This window comes from Nocardioides sp. Z38_18 (genome assembly GCF_058215695.1).
The window spans coordinates 701851-725451 of record NZ_JBZAJE010000002.1 but is presented as its reverse complement, the minus strand read 5'-3'; the positions used below and the strand labels follow the sequence as shown (position 1 = coordinate 725451).

The 23601-nt window shown below is 71.1% G+C and carries 28 protein-coding genes; 19 read left to right on the top strand and 9 right to left on the bottom strand.

Annotation, left to right across the window (positions count from 1 at the left end):
- Positions 1-9 precede the first annotated feature (9 nt).
- Positions 10-519: an SRPBCC family protein gene (locus AC4BGC_RS14665; protein WP_490547686.1), complete on the top strand. Its 510-nt coding sequence runs from the start codon at positions 10-12 to the stop codon at positions 517-519.
- A gap of 31 nt (positions 520-550) precedes the next feature.
- On the opposite strand, the gene AC4BGC_RS14660 is transcribed toward AC4BGC_RS14665, so the two are convergent.
- The 4 genes from AC4BGC_RS14660 to AC4BGC_RS14645 form a co-directional block, all read right to left on the bottom strand.
- Positions 551-1822: an MFS transporter gene (locus AC4BGC_RS14660; protein WP_490556408.1), complete on the bottom strand. Its 1272-nt coding sequence runs from the start codon at positions 1820-1822 to the stop codon at positions 551-553.
- Between the two features lie 76 nt (positions 1823-1898).
- Complete coding sequence (locus AC4BGC_RS14655; protein WP_490556407.1) at positions 1899-2441, bottom strand: HNH endonuclease signature motif containing protein; 543 nt, start codon at positions 2439-2441, stop codon at positions 1899-1901.
- Positions 2324-3151: a DUF222 domain-containing protein gene (locus AC4BGC_RS14650; protein ID WP_490556406.1), complete on the bottom strand. Its 828-nt coding sequence runs from the start codon at positions 3149-3151 to the stop codon at positions 2324-2326. Before AC4BGC_RS14650 ends, AC4BGC_RS14655 begins: the two co-directional genes overlap by 118 nt.
- A gap of 202 nt (positions 3152-3353) precedes the next feature.
- Complete coding sequence (locus tag AC4BGC_RS14645) at positions 3354-3737, bottom strand: DoxX family protein (RefSeq protein WP_490556405.1); 384 nt, start codon at positions 3735-3737, stop codon at positions 3354-3356.
- Positions 3738-3904: 167 nt separating this feature from the next.
- On the opposite strand from AC4BGC_RS14645, the gene sigJ reads away from it, so the two are divergent.
- Positions 3905-4783 (top strand): RNA polymerase sigma factor SigJ, encoded by an 879-nt coding sequence (gene sigJ / locus AC4BGC_RS14640; protein WP_490556404.1) that lies wholly within the window; start codon positions 3905-3907, stop codon positions 4781-4783.
- Complete coding sequence (locus tag AC4BGC_RS14635; protein WP_490556403.1) at positions 4780-5130, top strand: hypothetical protein; 351 nt, start codon at positions 4780-4782, stop codon at positions 5128-5130. The genes sigJ and AC4BGC_RS14635 overlap by 4 nt, the downstream gene beginning before the upstream one ends.
- 56 nt (positions 5131-5186) lie before the next feature.
- On the opposite strand, the gene AC4BGC_RS14630 is transcribed toward AC4BGC_RS14635, so the two are convergent.
- Genes AC4BGC_RS14630 through AC4BGC_RS14620 form a run of 3 tightly spaced genes read right to left on the bottom strand, consistent with a single transcriptional unit; the run spans position 5187 to position 7726 of the window.
- On the bottom strand, positions 5187-5471 hold the full coding sequence (locus AC4BGC_RS14630; RefSeq protein WP_490556402.1) for a DUF3253 domain-containing protein: 285 nt from the start codon (positions 5469-5471) through the stop codon (positions 5187-5189).
- Between the two features lie 34 nt (positions 5472-5505).
- The gene (locus tag AC4BGC_RS14625) at positions 5506-6141 is read right to left on the bottom strand and encodes an alpha-ketoglutarate-dependent dioxygenase AlkB (protein ID WP_490556401.1); all 636 of its coding nucleotides are present in this window, start codon (positions 6139-6141) and stop codon (positions 5506-5508) included.
- A 55-nt stretch (positions 6142-6196) separates the two neighbouring features.
- Positions 6197-7726, bottom strand: coding sequence for a YfcC family protein (locus AC4BGC_RS14620; RefSeq protein ID WP_490547694.1), 1530 nt, complete (start codon positions 7724-7726; stop codon positions 6197-6199).
- Positions 7727-7908: 182 nt separating this feature from the next.
- Between AC4BGC_RS14620 and AC4BGC_RS14615 the strand changes: the two genes are divergently transcribed.
- The 11 genes from AC4BGC_RS14615 (at position 7909) to AC4BGC_RS14565 (ending at position 18895) form a co-directional block, all read left to right on the top strand.
- On the top strand, positions 7909-9132 hold the full coding sequence (locus AC4BGC_RS14615) for an arginine deiminase (RefSeq protein ID WP_490547695.1): 1224 nt from the start codon (positions 7909-7911) through the stop codon (positions 9130-9132).
- 1 nt (position 9133) lies between these two features.
- Entirely contained in the window at positions 9134-10135 is a 1002-nt protein-coding gene (gene argF / locus AC4BGC_RS14610) for an ornithine carbamoyltransferase (RefSeq protein ID WP_490547696.1), read from the top strand.
- A 10-nt stretch (positions 10136-10145) separates the two neighbouring features.
- On the top strand, positions 10146-11108 hold the full coding sequence (locus AC4BGC_RS14605) for a carbamate kinase (protein ID WP_490556400.1): 963 nt from the start codon (positions 10146-10148) through the stop codon (positions 11106-11108).
- An 80-nt stretch (positions 11109-11188) separates the two neighbouring features.
- Entirely contained in the window at positions 11189-11782 is a 594-nt protein-coding gene (locus AC4BGC_RS14600; RefSeq protein WP_490556399.1) for a nucleotidyltransferase family protein, read from the top strand.
- An 85-nt stretch (positions 11783-11867) separates the two neighbouring features.
- Positions 11868-12806 carry an AAA family ATPase gene (locus AC4BGC_RS14595; RefSeq protein WP_490556398.1) on the top strand — a complete coding sequence of 313 codons (939 nt, stop codon included), beginning with the start codon at positions 11868-11870 and terminating at the stop codon, positions 12804-12806.
- Positions 12803-13945 (top strand): vWA domain-containing protein, encoded by a 1143-nt coding sequence (locus AC4BGC_RS14590; protein WP_490556397.1) that lies wholly within the window; start codon positions 12803-12805, stop codon positions 13943-13945. The genes AC4BGC_RS14595 and AC4BGC_RS14590 overlap by 4 nt, the downstream gene beginning before the upstream one ends.
- Complete coding sequence (locus tag AC4BGC_RS14585) at positions 13938-15155, top strand: XdhC family protein (protein ID WP_490556396.1); 1218 nt, start codon at positions 13938-13940, stop codon at positions 15153-15155. The genes AC4BGC_RS14590 and AC4BGC_RS14585 overlap by 8 nt, the downstream gene beginning before the upstream one ends.
- A 3-nt stretch (positions 15156-15158) precedes the next feature.
- The gene (locus tag AC4BGC_RS14580; protein WP_490556395.1) at positions 15159-16022 is read left to right on the top strand and encodes a helix-turn-helix domain-containing protein; all 864 of its coding nucleotides are present in this window, start codon (positions 15159-15161) and stop codon (positions 16020-16022) included.
- On the top strand, positions 16015-16443 hold the full coding sequence (locus AC4BGC_RS14575; RefSeq protein WP_490556394.1) for a VOC family protein: 429 nt from the start codon (positions 16015-16017) through the stop codon (positions 16441-16443). The genes AC4BGC_RS14580 and AC4BGC_RS14575 overlap by 8 nt, the downstream gene beginning before the upstream one ends.
- 39 nt (positions 16444-16482) lie before the next feature.
- Complete coding sequence (locus AC4BGC_RS14570; RefSeq protein ID WP_490556393.1) at positions 16483-17562, top strand: alpha/beta hydrolase family protein; 1080 nt, start codon at positions 16483-16485, stop codon at positions 17560-17562.
- Positions 17563-17659: 97 nt separating this feature from the next.
- On the top strand, positions 17660-18895 hold the full coding sequence (locus AC4BGC_RS14565; RefSeq protein ID WP_490556392.1) for a sigma-54-dependent transcriptional regulator family protein: 1236 nt from the start codon (positions 17660-17662) through the stop codon (positions 18893-18895).
- 80 nt (positions 18896-18975) lie between these two features.
- Here AC4BGC_RS14565 and AC4BGC_RS14560 read toward each other — a convergent pair whose 3' ends face one another.
- Entirely contained in the window at positions 18976-19155 is a 180-nt protein-coding gene (locus tag AC4BGC_RS14560) for a hypothetical protein (RefSeq protein ID WP_490556391.1), read from the bottom strand.
- A 17-nt stretch (positions 19156-19172) separates the two neighbouring features.
- Here AC4BGC_RS14560 and AC4BGC_RS14555 point away from each other — a divergent pair, with 17 nt between their 5' ends.
- From AC4BGC_RS14555 to AC4BGC_RS14535, 5 genes are read left to right on the top strand one after another with little or no spacing between them, the layout of a single operon-like run.
- Positions 19173-19787, top strand: a complete 615-nt coding sequence (locus AC4BGC_RS14555) for a hypothetical protein (protein WP_490547707.1) — start codon at positions 19173-19175, stop codon at positions 19785-19787.
- A gap of 59 nt (positions 19788-19846) precedes the next feature.
- On the top strand, positions 19847-20908 hold the full coding sequence (gene dapE / locus AC4BGC_RS14550; protein WP_490557188.1) for a succinyl-diaminopimelate desuccinylase: 1062 nt from the start codon (positions 19847-19849) through the stop codon (positions 20906-20908).
- Positions 20908-21666 (top strand): LOG family protein, encoded by a 759-nt coding sequence (locus AC4BGC_RS14545; protein WP_490556390.1) that lies wholly within the window; start codon positions 20908-20910, stop codon positions 21664-21666. Before dapE ends, AC4BGC_RS14545 begins: the two co-directional genes overlap by 1 nt.
- A complete protein-coding gene (locus tag AC4BGC_RS14540) occupies positions 21663-21938 on the top strand; it encodes a DivIVA domain-containing protein (RefSeq protein WP_490556389.1) in 276 nt (91 codons plus the stop codon). Before AC4BGC_RS14545 ends, AC4BGC_RS14540 begins: the two co-directional genes overlap by 4 nt.
- Before the next feature lie 15 nt (positions 21939-21953).
- Positions 21954-22709, top strand: a complete 756-nt coding sequence (locus AC4BGC_RS14535; RefSeq protein WP_490547710.1) for a DUF2817 domain-containing protein — start codon at positions 21954-21956, stop codon at positions 22707-22709.
- Here the strand turns inward: AC4BGC_RS14535 and AC4BGC_RS14530 are convergent, their stop codons facing one another.
- Positions 22710-23501: an enoyl-CoA hydratase/isomerase family protein gene (locus AC4BGC_RS14530; protein ID WP_490547711.1), complete on the bottom strand. Its 792-nt coding sequence runs from the start codon at positions 23499-23501 to the stop codon at positions 22710-22712. It lies immediately after the preceding gene.
- Positions 23502-23601 lie beyond the last annotated feature (100 nt).

The following is a 23601-nucleotide window of genomic DNA, read 5'->3' as shown; positions in this document are numbered from 1 at the left end:
AGGAGATCCATGGGCCGCGAGATGCAGGTCAGCGACAGCATCGTCATCGAGATCGACGCGCACACGATCTACGACCAGGTGGCCGACCCCACCCAGATGGCCCGGTGGAGCCCGGAGAACACCGGCGCGACCACCACGAGCGCCGGTCGCACGCTGCGCGTCGGTGAGGTCTTCGACGGGTCGAACAAGCGTGGTCGTGCGCGGTGGAGCACCGAGTGCGTGGTGATCGCCGCGGAGCCCGGGCAACGGTTCGCCTTCGACGTGCGCAAGATCGGGCCGCGCAAGCCGCTGCTCGCCGGGCGCATCGCGTCGTGGGAGTACACCTTCGAGCCGGTCGCCGACGGCACCCGCGTCACCGAGACCTGGACCGACCTGCGCGACCGGTGGCCGGACTGGGCCGCGGCGATCTTCGACAAGGCCGCGACCGGTGGCCGGCTCTTCTCGCAGTTCCAGCGGGGCAACATCGCGCGCACGCTGGCCGCGATGAAGGCGGACCTCGAGGGCGACCCCGTCGGCTGAGCGGTTGGAGCTCGCGGGTGAGCGGGGTCGCCTAGCGGGCCGGGTGCTGCCGCTCCGCGCGGCCAGCGGGGTGGGTGAGCAGCGCCGCGCAGCCGGCAGCGAGCACCAGCACACCGGCGACCGCGTCGACGAGTAGCGCCGCACCGGGGGAGACCGAGTCCACGAGCATGCCCGCGATCGCAGCACCGGCTGCGATCCCCATGATGTTCGCGGTCCCGAGCATGGTCATCATCGTGGTGCCCCACCCTTCGGGAGCCGAGCGCTCGGCGAGGGCGTAGGAGCTGACCAGGGCCGGTGCCAGGGCGACGCCGAGCAGCAGGCAGGAAGCGGCGAGCAGGGCAGGATGCTCCGAGACCGAGCTCGCCAGGCCGCCGAGAGCGACCAGGGCGCCGGCGCAGGCGATCCTGGCCTCGAGCCGGAACACCTGGGGCAGCCGGGTGGTGAGCAGTCCCGCGATCCCGGCGCCGACCCCCATGGCGGCGTACACGGGGCCGGTGAGCTCGTCGGTGCCCGCAGCCGCCATCCGCGCCGCGACGCCGGTCTGGGTCGCGCCGAAGACCAGTCCGACGCCGGCCATCGCGACCAGGAGGCTGCCGACGTGGGCGAGGGGAAGTGCCCCACGCTCGCGGTGACCGGTGGAGCGGCCGGCACCGTGGCCGGGCAGCGCGGTGTGGTGCAGCGCGAATCCGGTCTGGGTCACCACGGCCAGCGCCAGGGCCAGCACCAGCCCGAGTGTGGGTGAGGCGAGGCCGGCGACGGTGCTCACCAGGACCGGTCCGACCACGAACCCGCACTCGTCGAGGGCGCCCTCCCAGGCCATCGCCGTGGAGGTGAACGAGCGACGGTCGGCGCGCGAGCGGCCCAGTGCGGCCCACCGGCTGCGGGCCATCGCGCCCGCCTGCGGGTTGGACATCCCGATCAGCGCGGCCAGCCCCATCGTCACCGGCAGCACGTCCCGGGGGGCGAGCAGCAGGAAGGCGCCCAGCGCGAGGACCTGCACCACCGTGGCCAGCACGCCGACGACCCGCTGGCCGAACCGGTCGGCGAAGACGCCGACGAAGGCGCCGCCCAGGCCCCCGCCCACACTGAGCGCAGCGACTGCGAGCCCACCTGTCGCGAAGGACCCGCTGCGGTCCGCCACGTAGAGCAGGATCCCGAGCGGCAGCATCGCCGTCGGCAGCCGGACCGCGGCGTCGAGCACCACGTAGTACGGCTCCACCTGGCGCAGCAGCGTGGGGAAGGAGGTGCGCGTCGACGTGGCAGGACGGACGGCAGTGGGGACAGGGGTGACAGGGGTGGACATCGGTTTCTCCGGGTGCGCTCAACGACGTGCTCGCCACCCCACCACTGACGCGCTGTACCCCTGTGCAGCCGCCAGTTTACGACCCTCGTGTTCGCCTGCCGAATCGGATGTCGCCGTTGGGTAGCCGGCTGGCGTCGTAGCCGTCGTCGTGGGCGCGGTGGTGGTGCCAGGAACACAGCAGGACCCCGTCCTTGAGATCGGTGAGGCCGCCTCTGGCCCAGGGTCTGCCCCAGTGGTGTGCCTCGCACCAGGCGGCGGGGATGGTGCACCCTTCGGCGCGGCACTCACGGTCGCGGATGATCATCGCCTTGCGCTGTGCGGGCTTGAACAGCCGCGAGGACCGGCCGAGGTCGAGCACCTCGGAGTTCGTGCCGAGCACGGCGGGGACGATCTTGCCGGTGCAGGCCAGGCGCCGGACCTCCCCGGCGGTGAGCCGGTCGGTGGGTCCGAGCTCGCCGACGCCGAGGTCACGGCGCAGGTCCGCCAGCGGGATCGTGACGATCACCGTGGTGGCGTCGCCACCGTGGACCGGCAGCCGCTTCGGGTCGACCGCCTCCAGCAGCGCGCAGAACGCCTGACCGCGGCGTACGTCGGCCGGGACCCGGTCCCCCTCGCCCACGCCGACCTGGCGAGGTGAGGGAATGCCTCCAGGTAGGTGTGCAGCCGGGCAGCGACGCTGTCGGGGACGTGGATCGTGATCCGGGTGCTGCCGTCGCCCAGTCGGGTGGTCGCCAGCGAGGTGCGGCGCCAGGCGCGGGACTCCTCGGCGGCGAGCGCCTTGGCCTCCTGCTCCTCCGCAACCTCGGGTGCCACGTGGTCCAGGATCCGCCGGCCCAGGTGCCGCAGCTCGCGTGGCCCGAAGTACGCCGCCTGCGCGACCAGGTGGGTCTCGGCGGCGGCCATGATCTCGGTGCCGAGCTCGTTGGCGGGCAGCTCGTCCAGCGCGTGCGCGATCACCCGCGCCTGTGCGACGTTCACCTCGCCCGAAGCGAAGGCGGTTCCCAGGTGCTGCCAGCGGCGGTCCAGGGCCAGGCCCAGTGCCAGGTCACGCCGATTGGTCCCGGCATCTGAACGCGTGTGGTGGGTGACCAGCGCGGCCGTGTCCCGGGCGCCCTCGACCACTGCGAGGTCGTCGGAGGCGGCCAGCACCCGCATCCGCAGGGAAGCGAGCTGTGCCTCCACCCGGGTCAGCTGCACCAACGCAGCCCGCTTCTCGGCGGGAGCCAAGAACTCCACCGCCACATCGGCAGCGGACTTCAACGCCCCTTCCACGGTGTCCGCGCAGGCCAGCACCGGGTGCAGCGCGGGCCGATCGAACGTCGAGCTCATCTGAGCACCTCCCGCACCGACTCGTGACCATGACTGACTGGTCTCACACGTCGATGCAGCACGCCCGTGAGCAGGCGGACCTCCGCTACGGGAGAGTCCGGGCCGATCCCTCAGCATCACTATTGGATCGAACCTGTGTTCGATTCTATAGTTTCCGAGAGGCGGGCGCAAGAGGGAGGATTCAACTGGCTCTCAAATCGGGTCAGTCGACGAAGGCGCAGGGACCCAGTCGGCCGTAGGCCACGACGGCCGCGGACGCCAGCAGCATCGCGTTCACGATGATCGGCTGCACCTCGTACCGGCGCGCATGGGTGAATGCGGCGCCGATCATCAGGAGCACCAGGCCGATGGCGGCCGTTGCGACGAGGAATGTCGCGACACCGACGATGTCGGGAAGCACGAGGCCGACCGCGGCGAGGACTTCGAGAAGGCCGATGACCTTGATCGCGCCGGGGCTGAAGCCCTCGAGCGCCGCCCCGGCGCTGGAGGCGACCAGCTTGTCCTTGGGTTGCACGAGCTTGGCTGCGCCGCTGGCGCAGAAGATGGCCGCCAGCAGTCCGGCGATGATCCACAGAGTTGTGTGCATGTGTGTCCGACGGAGCCGGCCGTGCCGGTGTGAGGTCGGCCTGTGACCTCACACGACACCGGTCGGCTTCGTCGTAGGGGAATGACGCCGAACCGAGGGACACTTCGTCCCATGAGTGCCCGCCCCACCTCGTCCCTGAGAGGGGCGATCCCGACCTGGCCGCTGTCATGGCCGAGCGCGGGCACCTGCGAAACCTCGCCTACCGCCTGTTGGGGTCGTTGGTCGAGGCCGAGGACGTTGTCCAGGAGACCTATGTCCGGTGGTACGCCATGCCTGAGGAGCAGCGAACGGCCGTCCGGGTCCCGGGTGCGTGGTTGACCACGGTCGCCGGGCGTATCTGTCTCGACCTGCTGGGATCGGCTCGCCTCCGACGCGAACGGTACGTCGGCGAGTGGGTACCGGAGCCGCTGCCGGCGCGAACGATGTGGGCGGAGGACGGCAGCACCCCCCTCGACCCGGTGGACCAGATCACTCTGGACGAGTCGGTCCACATGGCATTCCTGGTTCTGCTGGAGACCATGACTCCGGCCGAACGGGTTGCGTTCGTCCTGCACGATGTCTTCGGCTACCCGTTCCCGGAGATCGCGGAGATCGTCGGCCGCAGCCCTGCGGCCACCCGGCAACTGGCGTCCTCGGCCCGCCGTCGAATCGCCGGGTCGCCCCCACCAGTCACGTCCACGACTCAGCGCACGGCGGTCGTGCGCCGCTTCAAGCAGGCGTGGGAGGCCCGTGACATCGAAGCGTTGGTCGGTCTGCTCGACCCTGCGGCCGTCGCTGTCGGCGACGGTGGCGGGCGGGTCAGCGCGGAGCGGCGGCCGGTGCGTGGCGCCTTGAGGATCGCGGAGTTCCTTGTCGGCCGCGCCACCGCGCTGGCCGGGGTGACGATGACGGAGAGCCTGGTCAACGGGCAGCCGGGTCTCATCGCCCGGGCGGGCGACGTCACCGTCGCAGTGATGGCCTTCGAGGTCGCCGAGGACCGCATCGTTCGCATGTGGTCGGTGCTCAACCCGGAGAAGCTGGTCGCCTGGACGAAGGAGGATGCGTGAGGAGGCGCACCACCCTGGTCGGTGGTCTGCTGGTGGGTGCCGTCGGGATCGCAGTCCTGTGGGCGGCCGGCGTCGAGTTCCCCGTGGCATTTCCGCCGGGGCTGGTGATCCTGCTGGCCGGCGCGGCTCTCGTCGCTGGCGTCCGGCGCCGGTGGTCCGACGGGGTCGGAGCCCTGCTGGGGCTGTTCGTGGTCGTCGGCTTCGTCCTCAGCGGCATCTATGGTGACGGCTTCGACAACCTGCTGGGCGAGAACGGCGCAGCGATCGCGATCGGCCAGGTCGTGCAGCTGGCGGGCGTGGTGACCGCCGCTGTCAGTGGCATGCTGCTGGCATTCCGGGGTGACTGAGCGCCGCACTCTTGTTCTGCTCGCGACCTCGGCTCTGCTGGTGCTCTGGCACCATCTCACTGCCAGTCCCGCAGGACGCGGCGAATCCGGATCGGCCCCGTGGCCGTGGTCAAGTCGACCACCTCCCCGCCCTGGGTGATCTCCACCTTCCCTGCGCTCACCAGGCGAGCGGCCGCGTCGCGGGCAGGTTGCATCAGGTCCCGCCAGTCCGCCGCGGTCCCCACGGCACGCGCTGCGTCGGAAGGGCAGATCGTCGAGGTCGGGGCGCGCTGGTCCAGCAGCTGCAGGATCGTGCGCTCGAGCTCGCGATCGGTCGCGGATCCGGGAGATTCCGTGCTCACGCCACTCAGTCTGCCCCCAGGGGCAGCCGTGAGCTCAGAACACGTTGCGCGGACGGAACTGCACGCTGATCCGCGGGCCCACCGGGCGGGAGGTCTTCGGTACGGCGTGCTCCCAGGTGCGCTGGCAGGACCCGCCCATCACGATCAGGTCGCCGTGGCCGAGGGCGTGGGTCACCTCGGTGTGACCGCCGCGCGGCCGCAGCTGGAGCTTGCGCGGTGAGCCGAAGGACACGATGGCGACCATCGTGTCCTGCGAGCGGCCGCGGCCGATGTTGTCGCCGTGCCAGGTGACGGAGTCGTGCCCGTCGCGGTAGTAGCAGCACCCCGCCGTGACGAACGGTTCGCCCAGTTCGGGCCCGTAGTGCTCGTTGAGCACCTCGCGCGCCTCGGTGAGCGCCGGGTGGGGGAGCGGGTCGCCGATGCCGTACTGGTGCAGCAGGCGGGGTACGTCGACCACGTTGTCGTACATCGCCCGACGCTCGGCGCGCCACGGGACCGTCTCCACCAGTCCGGCGAAGACCTCGTCGGCACCGCCGAACCATCCCGGGAGCACGTCCACCCAGGCTCCGCGGGACAGATGGGTCCGCTGCACCCGCCCTGCGAGCGGCCCGACGCCGAGGTGGACGTCTTCGGTGAGCTCGAGGAGGGAAGGTTGGAACTCCATGGTCATCGACTCACTCTAGCAAGTCTTCGAACAGGTGTGCGAAAAAGTTTGCCTGGACGAATCAGGTGAGCGCGGCCCCGACGGCCACGAACGCGGTGCATGCCACCAGCAGGATCAGCAGCAGGGGGGCCACGAACCGCACGTACTCGTCGTAGCGCACCTTGGCCAGCGCGAGTCCACCCATCACCACCGCAGACGTGGGCGTGACCAGGTTGACCACGCCGGAGGCGGACTGGAAGGCGGTGATCACCATGGCCCGCGGCACGTTGGCGAAGTCCGCCAGCGGCGCCAGGATCGGCATCGCGAGCGCGGCATGGCCCGAGGTCGACGGCACCAGGAACGCCAGGGGCACGTTGATCAGGAACATCACGGCACCGAAGACACCCGAGGAGGTGTTGTCGACCGCGTTCTCCATCGAGTGCAGCACGGTGTCGGTGATCTGCGAGTTGTTCATGATCACGGTGACGCCACGGGCGAGCACGATGATCAGGCCGACCCCGATGAACTCGCCGGCGCCGCGGACCAGGGTGTCGGTCATCCCCTTCTCGCCGAGGCCGCCGATCAGGCCCACCACGATGGACATCACGATGAACAGGGCGGCGAGCTCGGGGAAGTACCAGTCCAGCTGCCAGCCGAAGCTCTCGGCGTCGGGCCCGTTGATCACCTGCGCCCACGGCACGATCGCGAAGATCATGAACACGAAGGTGAGCCCGACGATCGTGAGCACGGCCTTCTGCCGGCCGGTGAGCACCGGCGGGCTGCCAATCCCGCTCGCCGCGATCCTGGCGTCGTCGGGCTGCCCCGTGGTCATGGACTTCGAGGGGTCCTTCTTCACCTTGCTGGCGTACCGGAGCACGTAGAGCATGCCGACGGGCACCAGGACGACGTACATCAGGAACCGGAACCCGATCCCGTCACCGATCGAGATCCCGGCGGCGTCGGAGGCGACACCGGTGGCGAACGGGTTGACCGTGGAGGCGAGTACGCCGACGCCGGCTCCGACCATGATCGTGCCCACCGCCACCATCCGGTCATAGCCCAGGCTCAGGATGAGTGGCACGACGAGGGCGTAGAAGCCCAGGGTCTCCTCGGCCATCCCCTCGGTGGTGCCGCCGATGGAGAACAGCAGCATCAGGATCACGATCAGCACGGCACCACGGGTGCCGAACCGGTTGGCCACCCGGGCGATGCCGTTGTCGATCGCCCCGGTCTGCATCGACATCGTGATGAAGATGCCGATGGCCAGCACGAACAGGAACACCCCCGCGGCACCGAAGAGCTCCCCGGTCTCGTTGGGGCTGATGAACCCGGTGTCGGTGGACTGGATGCCGTATAGGCCGTTGACCGGCGCCAGGAAGAGCTGCATCAGGCGATCGCCGAACGACAGGTCGGCATCGACGCCCTGGTAGCTGCCGGGGATCGGGCCCCCGGTCTCCTCGCTCACCTTGTAGGCGCCGGTGGGGATGATGAACGCCAGCAGCCAGACGAGGACCGTGACGGCGAAGAGCACCGTGAAGGCGCTCGGGAAACTGAATTTTCGCTTCTTCTCTGGCGGGCCTGCGGGTGCTTCGGCGGTTTTCTCCACGTTCATGGTGGTACCTCATCCGGCAGGGGCATGGGCTATTCCAGACAAGCAGCGGATCCCGCCCGCTGACGCAGGCGAAGTCCCCCTCATCGTGGGACCTTCGGCCCTCATGCGGCTTGTCCCACAGGGGGACCGTTGAAGGTGGGCGGCTTCACAACGCCTGCCACCGACGACGCTGGGAGACACCGATGACCTTGCACGTGGACTCGGAGGTGGGGGACCTCCGACAGGTGATCTTGCATCGACCGAACCTTGAGCTGATGCGCCTCACCCCGACAAACAAGGACTCCTACCTCTTCGACGAGGTGCTGTGGGTCAAGCGAGCCAAGCAGGAGCACGACGCGTTCGCGGAGTCACTGCGCGACCTCGACGTGAAGGTGCACTACCTCGACCAGCTGCTCCGGGAGACGGTGGCGCTGCCAGAGGGGCGCAAGCACATCCTGGACGCGTCCTTCGACGAACGCATCTACGGTCCGATGGCGACCGACGACCTCTACAACCTGTTCTCCGGGCTCGACGACGACCTGCTGGTCCGGCACCTGATCGGAGGCATGACCAAGCGGGAGCTGCTCGAGCACATCGAGGAGCCGAAGTCGCTGGTGATCTCGGCGATGGAGCTCGACGACCTGTTCCTGCCTCCGCTGCCCAACCACCTGTTCACCCGCGACACCTCCGCCTGGATCTACAACGGCGTCTCGATCAACGCCATGCGGATGAAGGCGCGGATGCGCGAGACCATCCACTACGAGGCGATCTACCGCTGGCACCCGCTGTTCGCGAAGTCGAAGTTCAACGTCTGGTCCGAGGGATCGGTCAACGGGCGTGCCACCGCCGAGGGCGGGGACATCCTGGTCATCGGCCGGGGGACCCTGCTGATCGGGGTGAGCGAGCGCACCACGCCCCAGGGTGTGGAGCGGCTCGCGCGGAAGCTCTTCAGCGACGGCAGCATCACCAAGATCGTCGCCCTGGCACTGCCGCAGGCCCGTGCCTTCATGCACCTCGACACGGTGATGACGATGCTCAGCGAGGACACCTTCACCCGGTACGCCGGGATGGGCGGCCTGCCGGCGTACACCTTGGAGCCGGGCGACAGCGAGAAGGAGCTCAAGGTCACCGCGCACGCGCCCGACGAGATGGACCAGGCGATCGCCCACGCACTCGGTCTGGACCGGATCAACGTGCTCACCGCCACCCAGGACGTGAAGTCCGCCGAGCGCGAGCAGTGGGACGACGGTTGCAACGTGCTCGCCGTCCGCCCCGGCCTGGTGATGGCCTACGAGCGCAACGTCACCACCAACACCTACCTGCGCAAGAAGGGCATCGAAGTGGTGACCATCCAGGGAAACGAGCTGGGACGAGGACGCGGCGGCCCGCGTTGCATGAGCTGCCCGATCGAACGGGAAGGGATCTGAGATGGCGTTCAACCTCCACCAGCGCAGCTTCATCAAGGAGCTGGACTTCACCCCCAAGGAGTGGAAGTTCCTGCTCGACCTCGCGGCCGAGCTCAAGCTGGCCAAGTACGTCGGTTCGGAGCAGCCCCGGCTGACCCGCAAGAACATCGCGCTCATCTTCGAGAAGACCTCGACCCGCACCCGCTGCGCCTTCGAGGTCGCGGCCTTCGACCAGGGCGCCGGGGTGACCTACCTGGACCCCTCGGGCTCGCAGATCGGGCACAAGGAGTCGATGGAGGACACCGCGCGGGTGCTCGGCCGGTTCTTCGACGGCATCGAGTACCGCGGTGCCGCGCAGGCGAACGTCGAGACGCTGGCGCAGTACGCCGGCGTCCCGGTCTGGAACGGGCTCACCGACGACTGGCACCCGACACAGATGCTCTGCGACATGCTCACCATGCGTGAGCACGCCGGCAAGCACGACTCCGACATCTCCTTCGCCTACCTCGGCGACGCCCGCAACAACATGGGCAACTCGCTGCTCGTCACCGGGGCGATGATGGGGATGGACGTGCGGATGGTCGCACCCAGGGCCCTGTGGAACGAGGACGCGATCGTGCAGCAGGCCAAGGAGATCGCGGCTCGCACCGGTGCGCGGCTCCAGCACACCGAGGACGTCGCCGAGGGCGTCCAGGGGGTCGACTTCGTCTACACCGACGTGTGGGTCTCGATGGGTGAGCCCGCCGAGGTCTGGGAGGAGCGGATCAACCTGCTCAAGCCCTACCAGGTGAACGCGGGGCTGATGGAGCTCACCGGCAACCCGCAGGTGAAGTTCATGCACTGCCTGCCGGGCTTCCACGACCGGCACACCAAGGTGGGTGAGGAGCTGTACCAGAAGACCGGGATGGAGTCCCTGGAGGTCACCGACGAGGTCTTCGAGTCCGCGAGCTCGATCGTCTTCGACCAGGCCGAGAACAGGATGCACACCATCAAGGCCGTGCTCGTCGCAACGATGGGCGGCTGAGGTGCGGATCGTGGTCGCGCTCGGGGGCAACGCCCTCCTCGAGCGCGGGCAGAAGCCCGACGCGGACGTCCAGGAGCGCAACGTCGCCACGGCGGTGATGGCCCTGGCACCTCTTGCCAACGAGCACGAGCTCGTCGTCACGCACGGCAACGGACCCCAGGTCGGTGTGCTCGCCCTGCAGAGCGCGTCGGACCCGCACCTGACCTCGCCGTACCCCTTCGACGTGCTCGGGGCGCAGACCCAGGGGATGATCGGCTACTGGCTGCTCCAGGCGATGCAGAACTCCCTGCCCGGGCGCCAGGTGGCCGCGATCATCAACCAGACGTTGGTGGAGGCGAACGACCCGGCCTTTGCGAACCCGACCAAGTTCGTCGGGGAGGTCTACTCCGAGAAGGAGGCCAAGGAGCTCGCCGAGCTGCGCGGCTGGACGGTCAAGCCCGACGGCGACAAGTGGCGTCGTGTCGTCGGCTCGCCGAAGCCCAGGCGGGTGGTGGAGACCCGGCTGATCCGGCTGCTGCTGAACAGCGGTGCGATCGTCGTGTGTGCGGGCGGTGGCGGGGTGCCGGTGATCCGCAACGAGGTCGGCATGCTCGAGGGGGTCGAGGCCGTGGTCGACAAGGACCTCACCGCCTCGGTGCTCGCCGAGGCGCTGGAGGCCGACGCGCTGCTGGTACTCACCGACATCGCCCACGTGCAGCGTGGGTTCGGCACCCCGAAGGCGGAGCCGATCCTGCGGTCGACGCCGGTGGCCCTGCAGCGCGAGGACTTCCCGGCCGGCTCCATGGGACCCAAGGTCGACGCCGTGACCCGGTTCGTCGAGCGCACCGGCGACATGGCCGCGATCGGACGCCTCCAGGACGCCGGCGCGATCCTGCGCGGCGAGGCGGGAACCATCGTCACCCCGAACGGCGAGTACCACGGGACCAGGGACCTGCTCCCGGCGTCGTCCGGAAGACCGGGCGGGTTCGACTGACGGGCCGGTTCGACTGACGGGCGGGGGCTGACGGGCCGGGTCCGGGGGCGTCGGCCGGGCAGACGTGGAAGGCTGCGCGGATGGCCCACGGACTGCTCCTCGCTGCCGGCGCCGGCCGCCGGATGGGTACGCCGAAGGCGCTGGTCCACGATCCCGACGGCACCTCCTGGCTGCTGCGCTCGGTCTCGGCCCTGCGCGACGGCGGCTGCGCGGGCGTCACGGTCGTCCTCGGTGCCGCGGCCGAGGAGGCGCGGGTGCTGCTGGAGGGTCACGACCATGACCGGGACCAGCTCGAGGTCGTGCTCGCGGCCGACTGGGACGAGGGCATGGGTGCCTCGCTGCGCACGGGGCTCGCGGCCCTGGAGCACGGCGACGCCGCGGCGGCACTGGTCACCCTGGTGGACCTCCCCGACGTCGGCGCCACGGTGGTGCGCCGGATGCTCGAAGATTCCGTGGACCGGAGATCCGGGCGCGCGACGCTCGCGCGGGCGGCGTACGCCGGAAGGCCTGGCCACCCGGTCCTGATCGGCCGTGACCACTGGGCCGGGGTCATCGAGTCGGCCCGCGGGGACCAGGGCGCCCGCGGCTACCTGGAGCAGCGCCACGTGGACCTGGTCGAGTGCGGCGACCTGGCCACGGGTCGCGACGTGGACACCCGACCAACCACGGGCTGACCACCAACGGGCTGACCAACAACGGGCTGACCTGCAACGGGACCGACCAACTACGGGCCAACCCCATGCTGAGTAGCCTGCTCGGATGGAGCTCACTTCTCCGGAGTCGATCCGCGTCGCCCTCGGGGACACCGGCTACCTTGCCGACGACGACCTCGCCACCGTGGTCTACCTGGCGCACGGCATGCAGCGGCCACTGCTCCTCGAGGGCGAGCCGGGCACCGGCAAGACCGCACTGGCCGAGGCCCTCGCCGAGATGGCGGGCGTGCCGCTGATCAGGCTGCAGTGCTACGAGGGGATCGACGTCTCCCAGGCGCTCTACGACTGGGACTTCCCCCGCCAGATCCTGCACCTGCGCACGCTTGAGGCCGCGGTCTCGACTGGGCTCGACCACCGGGGGGCGGGGCTCGACCACCGAGGGGACGGGCTCGACCACCGGGGGGCGGGGCTCGACCCGAGCGAGGCCGAGAAGTCGCTGTTCGACGAGCGGTTCCTGCTCGCCCGGCCGGTGCTGCGGGCGCTGCGCGAGGCGCCGGCGGTGCTGCTGATCGACGAGGTGGACCGCGCCGACGACGAGTTCGAGGCGTTCCTGCTCGAGGTGCTCTCCAGCTGGACGGTGAGCATCCCCGAGCTCGGCACGATCACCGCGGCCACACCGCCCACCGTCGTACTCACCTCGAACCGGACCCGTGAGCTGCACGACGCCCTGAAGCGACGCTGCCTCTACCACTGGATCGACCACCCCGGGCTCGAGCGCGAGATCGCGATCGTCCGCAGCCGCGTCCCAGAGGTCAGCCAACGTCTCGCCGAGCAGGTCACCCGGGTCGTCCAGCAGCTGCGCGACCAGCAGCTGCTCAAGCCGCCGGGGGTCGCGGAGACCCTCGACTGGGCACGCGCACTCCACCGCCTCGGGGTGGAGGAGCTCGACCTCGAGACCGCCGCGCGCACCCTGGGGGCGGTGGTGAAGTACCGCGAGGACACCGACCGGGTGAAGCAGGCGCTGGACAGGATGCTGCAGGGATGAGTCCCGACCAGCAGGAGCTTCACGACCCCCGGGGGGCGGACGAGATCCTGCTCGGGTTCACCCGCGCCCTGCGGTCCGCGGGGCTGCCCGTCACCCATGACCGCGCCACCAGCTTCCTCCAGGCGGCCTCCCTCGTGGGCGCCGGCGACCCGCACGCCACCTACCGGGCGGGCCGGGCGACGCTGTGCACCAGCCCCGAGGACCTGGTGCGGTACGGCCACGTGTTCGAGGCGTGGTTCGGGGTCCGCGAGCAGCTTCCCCGCACGGTCGCGCGCGAGCGGCCCCGGGAGATCAGCCCGCCACTGCCCACGGGCGAGGCCGGCGAGCAGGGCGGTGCCGTCGACCCCGAGGTGGTGCAGGCGGCCGCGAGCGACCTCGAGGTCCTGCGCCAGCGCGACGTCGCCGGGCTGACCGCGGACGAGAAGGCCCTGCTGGACGCGATGATCCGGGCGCTCAGGCCCCGGCTGCCCCAACGGCGGGCCGGGCGGCGTACGCCGTGGCGCCGGGGCGAGATCGACCTGCACCGCACGCTGCGGACCACCCTGCGGCAGATGGGCGAGCCCGGACGCGTCGAGTACCGGCGGCGGGGGACGACCCCGCGACGGGTGGTGCTGCTGGTGGACGTGTCCGCCTCGATGCGGCCCTACGCCGACGCGATCCTCCGCCTCGCGCACCTCGTCGTCTCGACGGGGGCGGGCGGGCACCGCTCGCGGGTGGAGGTGTTCACCCTGGGCACCCGGCTGACCCGGGTCACCCTGGCGCTGCGCGCCCGGGACCCCGAGCTGGCCCTGGTCCGGGCGGGGGAGCAGGTGCCGGACTGGTCCGGTGGCACCCGTCTCGGCGAGACGTTGAAGGCCTTCCTGGACCGCTGGGGCGCACGCGGGATGGCTCGGGGAGCCGTCGTGGTTGTGTTCAGCGACGGCTGGGAGCGCGGGGACGCCACGGAGCTCGGAGAGCAGATGGGCCGGCTGCGCCGGCTCGCCCACCGGGTGGTGTGGGTCAACCCGCACCGCGGCAAGGAAGGATACGAGCCAGTGCAGCAGGGCATCGCGGCAGCTTTGCCGCACTGTGACGACTTCGTCGCGGGCCACTCCCTGAAGGCCTTCTCCGAGGTGCTGGAGGTGATCGGAGATGCGTGAGGTCCTCGACGAGCTGATGGGCTGGTGGGAGGCGGGCGAGACCGTCGGCGTGGGCACCGTGGTGGCCACCTTCCAGTCCGCCCCGCGACCCCCCGGCGCCTCGATGCTCGTCGGCCCGGACAGCTCCGCGGTCGGGTCGGTCTCGGGCGGCTGCGTCGAGGGCGCGGTCTACGAGCTCGCGCAGTCGGTCGTCGAGGCCGGGGAGCCCGTGCTCCAGCGCTACGGCGTCTCCGACGACGACGCGTTCGCCGTCGGGCTGACCTGCGGCGGCATCCTCGACGTGTACGTCGAGAAGGTCAACCAGCACACCTTCCCCGAGCTCGGCGAGATCGCCGACGACATCAGGTCCGGCCGGCCCGTGGCCCTCGCCACCGTGATCGAGCACCCCGACCCGGCCTGGCTGGGCCGGCGCCTCGTCGTACGCCCTGAGCCTGCGGACCGGATGGTCCCGGCCGAATCGCATGCTCCGGGGCCCGATTCACCTGCTGAACGACCGGGACTACCCGGATCCCTGGGCTCACCCCGGGCGGACGCGGCCGTGCACGACGACGCCCTGGGGCTGCTGGTCGCGGGCCACAACGCGACGCTGACCTACGGCCCTGACGGGGAGCGGCGGGGCGAGGGGATGCGGGTCTTCGTCTGGGCGTTCGCGCCGGCCCCGCGGATGCTGGTCTTCGGCGCGATCGACTTCGCTGCGGCCGTTGCTCGGATGGGGGTGTTCCTCGGCTACCACGTGACGGTGTGCGACGCGCGGCCCGTGTTCGCGACCAACAGCCGCTTCCCGCAGGCCGACGAGGTGGTGGTCAGCTGGCCGCACAAGTACCTGCGGGCCGAGATGGACGCCGGGCGCATCGATGCGCGCACCGTGATCTGCGTGCTCACCCACGACCCGAAGTTCGACGTGCCCGTCCTCGAGCTCGCGCTGCGCCTGCCCGAGGTCGCCTACGTGGGGGCGATGGGGTCGCGGCGTACCCACGAGGACCGGCTGGCGCGGCTGCGCGAGGCGGGGCTCACCGAGGAGGAGATCGCGCGGCTCTCCAGCCCGATCGGCCTCGACCTCGGCGCGCGCACCCCGGAGGAGACCGCGGTGAGCATCGCAGCCGAGATCGTGGCCCGCAGGTGGGGTGGCAGCGGCGACCCGCTGAGCTCCACGGAGGGCAGGATCCACGCGCAGTCGATGCCCCTGGCCGCCACCCCGGTCGGGCAGTGACCCGTGCCCGGGGCCACGCACTTCCGGCGCCGGGACGGACTGCTGCCCGGAGCCGTGGTCTCGGCGTGCGCGTACGCCGCCAGCGGCCTGCCCGAGGGTGACCACCGGGGGCTGCCGTCGCCCTCGATCACGTTCATCGTCTCCGTCGACGGCCCGGTCCGGGTGTCCGGGACGGTCGCGGAGGGGGACCGGTTCGACCCCACCCGCGCGGAGGCGTACGACGTCTGCGTCGCGGGCCTGCAGCCCGTCGCGACCCGGGTGGAGCAGCCCACGACCCAGAGCGGTGTCCAGGTGGCCGTGCACCCGCTCGCGGCCCGCGCCGTCCTGGGGTGCCGCGCCGCCGAGCTGCGCGGCGACGGGGACCACGGCCACGAGGTGATCGGCCGGATCGCCACCGAGCTGCACGACCGGGTCAGCTCGCGCACCGACGGGGAGGAACGCCTCGACGAGGTGCAGCAGTGGCTGCGCTCCCGGGTCGGCGGCACCCGGGCCAGCGAGGTGCGTCCCGAGCTGGTCCGCGCGTGGGACGTCCTCGAGGCCACCGGTGGCCGGTGCGGGGTGGAGCAGCTGGCGCGCGAGGTGCTGCTGTCCCCGCGTCAGCTCCGGGCACTGATGGTCGCCGAGCTCGGGCTCTCGCCCAAGCAGCTGGGCCGGGTGTTCCGCTTCGACGCGGTGATCGCCCGGCTGGCCGACGGCCACGACACCCTCGCCGAGGTCGCGGCTCGCTGCGGGTACGCCGACCAGGCCCACCTGACCCACGAGTTCCGCCAGATGGCCGGGTGCACGCCTACGCAGTGGCTCGCCGAGGAGCGCCGAAACCTCCAAGACGGCGGGCACCGCAACCGGGCACCATCAGGACATGACTGAGAACAACGCCACCCAGCCCCCCGCCCCCACCGTGTGGGGCACCTTCCAGGCACACGACGCCCGCGCCATGATCGACTTCCTGCTCGCCGTCGGCTTCGAGGCCACCGCGGTGTACGCCGACGAGGCCGACTCCTCGATCGTGCACCACGCCCAGCTCGACTGGCCCGAGGGCGGCGGTGTCATGTTCGGGACCGTCAAGAACGAGGGCTGGAGCCTGCAGCCGGGGAGCGCAGGCTTCTACGTGGTCACCCGGGACCCGCAAGCCGTCCACGACCGTGTCGTCAGTGCCGGTGGCGAGGTGACCCGCGAGATCGGCGACCCCGGCTACGGCGGGCTGGAGTTCACCTTCCGCGATCCCGAGGGCAACCAGTGGTCAGTCGGCAGCTACCCCGGAGAGCCCCGCGCCCACTCCCGGGGATAGCGGCTTCCCGCGCTTGGCGCTGGGGTTCACGATGGGGGCATGCATCGGGTGGGTGGACGCGCGGGGGTGACGCGCCGGGCCGCGCTCGCGGGCGTGCTGCTGGTGCTCACCGCTTGCGGCGGCGAGCAGGACTCCGGTGCCGCTCCGGCGAAGGACGCCACCTCGGACGCCGTACCGTCGCCGGACCGGACCCCCAGCCCGAGTCCGCGACCCGCAAGCCCGACCCCCGCCGACGAGGCGCTCCCTGCGGTCACCGACCGCGTCTCGCTCCCGGCGCTGATGCGCGAGAGCTTCCCCGGCGGCCGGATCCGGCGTGAGCGCGAGGTGCTGGCCAACGAGGACTACGTCCGGCACGAGATCACCTACCCCAGTGGCGACGTGACCGTCTCCGGCGTCCTGCTGCGTCCCCGGGGCAAGGGCCCGTTCCCCGCGGTCGTGCTCAACCACGGCTACATCGAGCCCTCGGTCTACCGCACCGGGCAGGGGCTCTCGCGCGAGCAGGACTACCTCGCCCGCGCGGGGTTCGTGGTGCTGCACACCGACTACCGCGGACACGCCGGGTCCGACCCCGCCTCCGAGCGGGACCGCGAGGACCGGCTCGGCTACACCCGCGACACGATCAACGCCGTGCAGGCCCTGAAGAAGGAGCCGTTCGTCGACCCCGACCGGGTGGCGATGCTGGGTCGTTCGATGGGCGGTGGCGTCACCTACAACGCTCTGGTCGCCCAGCCGGGGCTCGTCAAGGCCGCCGTCGTGTTCGCGCCGGTCAGCTCCGACTTCGTCGACAACTTCAACCGCTGGACCGTGGCCGAGCGGCCCGATGCAGCGGCAGCCACCTACCGCCGCCACGGCACCCCTGCCGAGCAGCCGGAGTTCTATCGCGGCCTCTCGGCACGCACCTACTTCGACCGGATCACCGAGCCGGTGCTGATCCACCACGGCACGCTGGACGACTCCTGCCCGGTGCGCTGGTCACGCAGCACCCACCGGCTGCTGCAACGTGCCGGCGTGGACTCCCGGCTGGAGATCTACCCCGGCGAGCAGCACGCGTTCGGCCCGCAGTGGCCGCTGTCGATGGAGCGGACCGTGCGGTTCCTGCGTCGCCAGCTCGGCGCCTGACCACGGCCTCGACCCGCCAGGGAAGTGGGCCCATCCGGGAGCACTGTCGCCTGTTGGGTCGACGGGTTAACGTGGCGCGAGTCACACAGGAGGAACGATGACCGGTCCGGAGCTGCAGACGCGGCGGGTCGACGCCGTACGCGCGTGGAGGAGCTTCATCGAGCGGGGGACCGGCGCCGGCACCCCGGTCCGGCCGGAGATCCTGCGATCGTGGCAGCGCTCGGCGCCCCTGGTCGGCCTGGACGTGACCGAGGCGCCGATGGCCGACGAGTCCGACACCGCCTCGATCTGGAACGGCTCCCCGCTCCAGGTGGCCGTGGACCGGGTGCAGTCCGAGCTGCGGCGTACGGCGGAGGACGGCGACCTCGTCGTCGCGGTGACCGACGCCGAGACGCGGATCCTCTGGACGTACGGCGGCCGGGTGATGCGCCGCAAGGCCGAGACCGTGAACTTCGTGCCGGGCGGCCGCTGGGACGACGCCAGCGTCGGCACCAACGCCCTCGACCTGGCCACGCGGCACGACGCGCCCGCGATGGTGTTCAGCGCCGAGCACTACGCGCCGATCGTGCACAACTGGGTGTGCTGGGCCGCTCCGGTGCACGACCCCGTCAGCGGCGAGCAGCTCGGCGTCATCGACCTCTCCACCACCTGGGACCGCACCCACCCGATCGGGCTGGCCACCGCGCGCGTCATCGCGCGCCTGATCGAGACGGCGATGCCGGCCTCCGAGCACCACCCGACCCTGGCGAAGCCGGCGAGCAGGCAGACCCCGGGCCTCGACCTCACCCTGCTCGGCGCCGCGGAGGCGCGCCTCGACGGCACCCGCCTGCTGCTGAACCGCCGCCAGACCGAGATCCTCGCGTTGCTGGCGCTGAACCCCGCCGGGCTCTCGCTCGAGCAGCTGCACGCCCAGCTCTACGGTGACCAGGCGATCACCTTCTCCACCCTCAAGGCCGAGGTCTCCCACCTGCGCAGCGCCCTGCAGGGGCAGCTGGCCTCGCGGCCCTACCGGCTCTCGATGCCGGTGCGCGTCGACGTCGACGAGGTGCTCCGGCTGCTGCGCAGCGGGCAGGTCCGGGCCGCCGTGGCGGCCTACGGCGGCGACCTGATGCCCGGGACCTCCTCGCCGGCCCTCGTCGAGCTCGCCGACTACGTCGCCGTCGCGCTGCGCGAGGCCCTGCTGGCCGACCCGCAGCCGCAGGCCGTGGCGGGCTACACCGCGCTCGCGCCGTACGACACCGAGGTGATCGAGGTCTGCCTCGCGGTGATGGGCGACCAGGCGCACCCGGCGAAGGCGCTGCTCAAGGGACGACTGGCCGCCGCCCAGCGCTGACGCGCACCCCACGGTGGACCCAACTCCCGGATCGGTGCGCCGCGGCCGCCTTCACGGCCACTCCGGTCCGCCCCGGTGGCCTAGTGCTGCTCGGGATCGGGTGGGCCGTCGGGGGAGTCGCTCCCGAGCCGCTGGTGCAGCCGGTCCCTGATCTCCTCCGGGGTCAGGTCGGACCGCTTGCGCTGGTCGCGGACGACGATGACTCCCGTGGCGGCGACCCCGGCCAGACCGGCGAGTCCCAGTGCCTTCCAGATCTTCACGAGGAGAGAATCCCACGGTGATCGAGGAGAGCAGGATCGGACTGGACGAGGCGGTCGACCTGACGCGTACCGGCGACCTGTGGCTCTTCCGCGGGGACTCCGCCGCCGACCGGGCGATCCGCGCGCTCACCAACGCCCCCGTGAACCACGTCGGGATGGCCGTGGTGCTCGACGACCTGCCCCCGCTGATCTGGCACGCCGAGCTCGGCAAGGGGCTGCTGGACGTGTGGACGGGGACCCACCACCGCGGCGTCCAGCTGCACGACCTGCGCGACGCCGTCGCGCAGTGGACCGGTCGCTACGAGCAGCGCGCCTGGTTGCGTCAGCTCAGCGCCGAGATCACCCCGGAGCGGGAGGCGGCCCTGCTCAAGACGATCGCCCGGCTCGACGGCACCCCGTTCCCCGCGACCGCGGCGCTCGCCGGTCGCTGGGCCCGCGGCCGGGTACGCCGCGCGGCGGGGGTCGAGGTGACCTACTGCGCCGAGGTGGTCGCCGCGACGTACACCGCGATGAGCCTGCTGCCCGCGGACCTGCCCACGAACTACTACGACCCGGGCACCTTCTGGTCCGGCGACGCCCTCGAGCTGCTCGACGGGGCCACTCTCTCCGAGGAGATCCGCGTCCTGACCTGAGGTCTCGCCGGCCGCATGGGTCGGCGATCCGGCTCGGTACGGGTGACAAGATGAGCGGCATGGCCCTGGACCTCACCACTGACGTCGTCGCCCTGACCGAGACCCTCGTGGACATCGAGTCGGTGAGCCGCAACGAGCAGGTCCTCGCCGATGCCATCGAGGAGGCGCTGCGGCGGCTGCCGCACCTCGAGGTGACCCGGATCGGGCACTCGATCGTGGCGCGTACCAACCTCGGGCACAGCGAACGAGTCGTGATCGCCGGGCACATCGACACGGTGCCGGTGAACCGCAACCTGCCGGTGCGCAACGACGGCGACAAGCTGCACGGCCTCGGCACCTGCGACATGAAGGGCGGCGTGGCGGTCGCACTGCGGCTCGCGCAGAACCTGCCCGAGCCCAACCGGGACGTGACCTTCGTGTTCTACGAGGCCGAGGAGATCGATGACGTCTACAACGGTCTCGGGATCATCGCCGCGCAACGGCCCGACCTCGTCGAGGGCGACTTCGCGATCCTGATGGAGCCGAGCGACGCCGTGGTCGAGGCCGGCTGCCAGGGCACCCTGCGCGTCGAGGTGACCGCCCGCGGTGAGCGCGCGCACTCCGCCCGCTCCTGGCGCGGGGTCAACGCGATCCACAAGGCGGGGGAGATCCTGCGGCGCCTCGGGGAGTACGACGCACGCCGGCCGGTCATCGACGGGCTGGAGTACCACGAGGGGCTCAACGCGGTCCTCGTCAGCGGGGGCGTCGCCACCAACGTGATCCCGGACGAGTGCGTGGTCACCGTGAACTACAGATTCGCCCCGGACCGCTCCGAGGCCGAGGCGCTGGTGTTCGTCAAGGAGTTCTTTGACGGCTTCGAGGTGGAGGTCACCGACTCCGCACCCGGCGCGCTGCCCGGCCTCGAGGTGCCCGCGGCCCGGGCGTTCATCGAGACCGCCGGCGGGACGGTCAACCCGAAGTTCGGGTGGACCGACGTCGCCCGGTTCACCGGCCTGGGCATCCCGGCCGTCAACTTCGGCCCCGGGGACCCGATGCTCGCGCACAAGCAGGAGGAGTTCGTGCCGATCGAACAGCTCCGCTCGTGCGAGGAGCTGCTGCGCACCTGGCTCGGTGCGTCCTGATGGACTCCCAGAACCACGGGCCCCAGAACCACCGGCCCGAGAAGACCCGGGGCCCCGAGCTCCTCCGCGGGTCCCAGCTGGACCGCTCGACCGCCGACCAGCGGCTGCTCGACTCGCGCGGCTCTGGCGACTGGGTGAGGACCGATCCGTGGCGCGTCCTGCGGATCCAGGCCGAGTTCGTCGAGGGGTTCGGCGCCCTGGCCGAGCTCGGCCCTGCGATCGGGGTCTTCGGCTCCGCGCGCACCGACGAGGCGCACCCCGACTACGCCAAGGCCGAGGAGCTGGGCCGCAAGCTCGCCGAGGCCGGCTACGCCGTGATCACCGGCGGGGGACCGGGTGCGATGGCCGCCGCCAACAAGGGGTGCTCGCAGGCGGGCGGAGTCAGCGTCGGACTCGGCATCGAGCTGCCCTTCGAGGCAGGCCTCAACGAGTGGGTCGACCTCGGGGTGAACTTCCGGTTCTTCTTCGCCCGCAAGACCATGTTCGTGAAGTACTCCTGCGGCTTCGTGGTGCTGCCTGGTGGACTCGGCACCTTCGACGAGCTCTTCGAGGCCCTCACCCTGGTCCAGACCCAGAGGGTGACCTCGTTCCCGGTGGTCCTGATCGGGACGGACTACTGGTCGGGGCTGCTGTCCTGGCTTCGCGAGACCGTCCTGGCCAACGGCAACATCTCCTCGGCCGACCTGGACATGCTCAGGGTCACCGACGACGTGGACGAGGCGGTCGCCGCCATGCTCGAGGGGGTCGAGGACCAATGACCTGGTTCTTCGCCGTGCTGATCGTGCTGCTGATGGGGGCGGTGGCCGTGGTCGCCGCCGGGCACGGAGCCTCCCTCGCGCCGGTGTACGACGACCGGCCCGACGTCCGGGTGCCGGCCGACCGGCCGCTGACCGGCGAGGACCTGCGCGCGCTCACGTTCAACACCGCCGTCCGCGGCTACCGCGCGAGCGAGGTGGACGCCCTGCTCGAAAGGCTCGCTGCCCAGCTCGACGGAGACCACGAAAGACCACCGGGGGCCGTGGACCCCTAGTGCAGACTTGACGCCATGCGCTGGCCGAAGACTCCTCGCCGCCTCCGCATCGCGACGATGCTGGCCATGCTCCTGGTGACGAGCGGAACCCCCGTCGTCGCGGAGGCCGCCTCGAAGCGGCCGGCGGTGGTGCAGACGCAGGTGATCGGCAAGTCGGTGCAGGGCAGGAACATCCAGGCCTTCCGGATCGGTGACCCGCGCTCGCCCCGCAAGGTGGTGATGCTCGCCTCGATGCACGGCAACGAGCGCGGCCCCTCCCGCATCCTGGCCAACCTGCGCGACGGGCGACCCGTCCGCGGCGCCGACATCTGGCTGGTCCCGGTCCTCAACCCGGACGGGTTCGTGCGAAACCGGCGCCAGAACGCCCGCGGCGTCGACCTGAACCGCAACTTCCCGCGCAACTGGTCAAGGCTCACCGGCGCCTACTACTCCGGTGCGGGCCCAGCCTCCGAGCCCGAGACGAAGGCCGTGATGGCGTTCCTGACCAAGGTGCGCCCGGCGTACGTCGTCAGCTTCCACCAGCCGCTGCGCGGGATCGGGCGCACCGCGCCCAAGGGTGCAGCCTTCGTGAAACGGCTGAACCGGGGCATGCGGCTGCCGGTGCGGTCGTTCAACTGCTCCTCGGTGTGCCGCGGCACGATGACGGAGTGGTTCAACGCCTCTTTCCCGGGAGTCGCCGTGACGGTGGAGTACGGCCGCGGGGTGAGCCGCAAGCAGGCCACCCGCACCGGCCCGACCGGAGTCCTCCGGGCCGTCGGCGCCTACCGGTAGTCAGCGGCCGGTGAAGGTCGGCTTCTGCTTGTTCACGAACGCGGTCACCGCGTTGGCGTGGTCCTCGGTGGCGCCGGTGAGCGCCATCATCGAGGCCTCGAACTCCAGCGACTCGGTGAACCCGTGGCCCGCGGAGTACTCCACCGAGCGCCGGATCGCTCCGTAGGAGGCCGTCGGCCCGTCCGCGAGCCGCCGGGCCAGCGCCGCCACCTCGGCCTCGAGCTCGTCGGCGGCCACGACCCTGGTGGCGAGCCCCAGCTCGAGCGACTCGGCCGAGCCGATGGTGCGCGGGAAGTAGAGCAGCTCGAGGGCCTTGGCGCGCCCGACCAGCCGGGGGAGCGTCCAGGACGCGCCGGTGTCGCAGGACAGCGCCACCCCGGCGAAGGCCAGGTTGAAGCCGGCCGCCTCGGACAGGATCCGGAAGTCGCACGCGAACGCGAGGCTCGCACCGGCGCCCGCTGCCACGCCGTTGACCGCCGCGACCACCGGCTTGTGCATCGTGGCGAGCGCGGTGACGATCGGGTTGTAGTGCTCCTCGACGGTGCGGAACAACAACTCGGAGTCGGAGCTCTGCAGGATCGAGCTGTGCTCCTTGAGGTCCTGGCCGACGCAGAAGGCACGGCCGCTACCGGTCAGCACGACGCAACGCACCGCATTGTCCTGTTCCGCCCGGCGTACGGCCTCGAGCAGGGCCTCCTTGGTGGCCACGTCGAGGCCGTTCATCGCCTCGGGACGGTTCAGCGCGATCGTGGCGACGCTGTCGCTGACGTGGTAGCCGACGGGCTCGCTCATGGGGGTTCTCCTGGGGTCCGGTCGTGTGGGTCCGGACGAGTCTGCCGCATCAATTCGGGTACCCGTGCAGTCGGATGACCGCGCAGATTGCTCAATGGGG

Excerpts from the sequence above, each read along its gene's own strand:
- AC4BGC_RS14570 (WP_490556393.1), top strand. The coding sequence starts at position 16,483 with ATGCATCGGGTGGGTGGACGCGCGGGGGTGACGCGCCGGGCCGCGCTC.
- AC4BGC_RS14575 (WP_490556394.1), top strand. The coding sequence starts at position 16,015 with ATGACTGAGAACAACGCCACCCAGCCCCCCGCCCCCACCGTGTGGGGC.
- AC4BGC_RS14530 (WP_490547711.1), bottom strand. The coding sequence starts at position 23,501 with ATGAGCGAGCCCGTCGGCTACCACGTCAGCGACAGCGTCGCCACGATC.
- AC4BGC_RS14535 (WP_490547710.1), top strand. The coding sequence starts at position 21,954 with ATGCGCTGGCCGAAGACTCCTCGCCGCCTCCGCATCGCGACGATGCTG.
- AC4BGC_RS14545 (WP_490556390.1), top strand. The coding sequence starts at position 20,908 with ATGGACTCCCAGAACCACGGGCCCCAGAACCACCGGCCCGAGAAGACC.
- AC4BGC_RS14620 (WP_490547694.1), bottom strand. The coding sequence starts at position 7,726 with ATGAACGTGGAGAAAACCGCCGAAGCACCCGCAGGCCCGCCAGAGAAG.
- AC4BGC_RS14625 (WP_490556401.1), bottom strand. The coding sequence starts at position 6,141 with ATGACCATGGAGTTCCAACCTTCCCTCCTCGAGCTCACCGAAGACGTC.
- AC4BGC_RS14600 (WP_490556399.1), top strand. The coding sequence starts at position 11,189 with ATGGCCCACGGACTGCTCCTCGCTGCCGGCGCCGGCCGCCGGATGGGT.
- AC4BGC_RS14585 (WP_490556396.1), top strand. The coding sequence starts at position 13,938 with ATGCGTGAGGTCCTCGACGAGCTGATGGGCTGGTGGGAGGCGGGCGAG.
- AC4BGC_RS14595 (WP_490556398.1), top strand. The coding sequence starts at position 11,868 with ATGGAGCTCACTTCTCCGGAGTCGATCCGCGTCGCCCTCGGGGACACC.
- AC4BGC_RS14650 (WP_490556406.1), bottom strand. The coding sequence starts at position 3,151 with ATGAGCTCGACGTTCGATCGGCCCGCGCTGCACCCGGTGCTGGCCTGC.
- sigJ (WP_490556404.1), top strand. The coding sequence starts at position 3,905 with ATGGCCGAGCGCGGGCACCTGCGAAACCTCGCCTACCGCCTGTTGGGG.
- AC4BGC_RS14645 (WP_490556405.1), bottom strand. The coding sequence starts at position 3,737 with ATGCACACAACTCTGTGGATCATCGCCGGACTGCTGGCGGCCATCTTC.
- AC4BGC_RS14660 (WP_490556408.1), bottom strand. The coding sequence starts at position 1,822 with ATGTCCACCCCTGTCACCCCTGTCCCCACTGCCGTCCGTCCTGCCACG.
- AC4BGC_RS14540 (WP_490556389.1), top strand. The coding sequence starts at position 21,663 with ATGACCTGGTTCTTCGCCGTGCTGATCGTGCTGCTGATGGGGGCGGTG.
- argF (WP_490547696.1), top strand. The coding sequence starts at position 9,134 with ATGGCGTTCAACCTCCACCAGCGCAGCTTCATCAAGGAGCTGGACTTC.
- AC4BGC_RS14615 (WP_490547695.1), top strand. The coding sequence starts at position 7,909 with ATGACCTTGCACGTGGACTCGGAGGTGGGGGACCTCCGACAGGTGATC.
- AC4BGC_RS14665 (WP_490547686.1), top strand. The coding sequence starts at position 10 with ATGGGCCGCGAGATGCAGGTCAGCGACAGCATCGTCATCGAGATCGAC.
- AC4BGC_RS14590 (WP_490556397.1), top strand. The coding sequence starts at position 12,803 with ATGAGTCCCGACCAGCAGGAGCTTCACGACCCCCGGGGGGCGGACGAG.
- dapE (WP_490557188.1), top strand. The coding sequence starts at position 19,847 with ATGGCCCTGGACCTCACCACTGACGTCGTCGCCCTGACCGAGACCCTC.
- AC4BGC_RS14565 (WP_490556392.1), top strand. The coding sequence starts at position 17,660 with ATGACCGGTCCGGAGCTGCAGACGCGGCGGGTCGACGCCGTACGCGCG.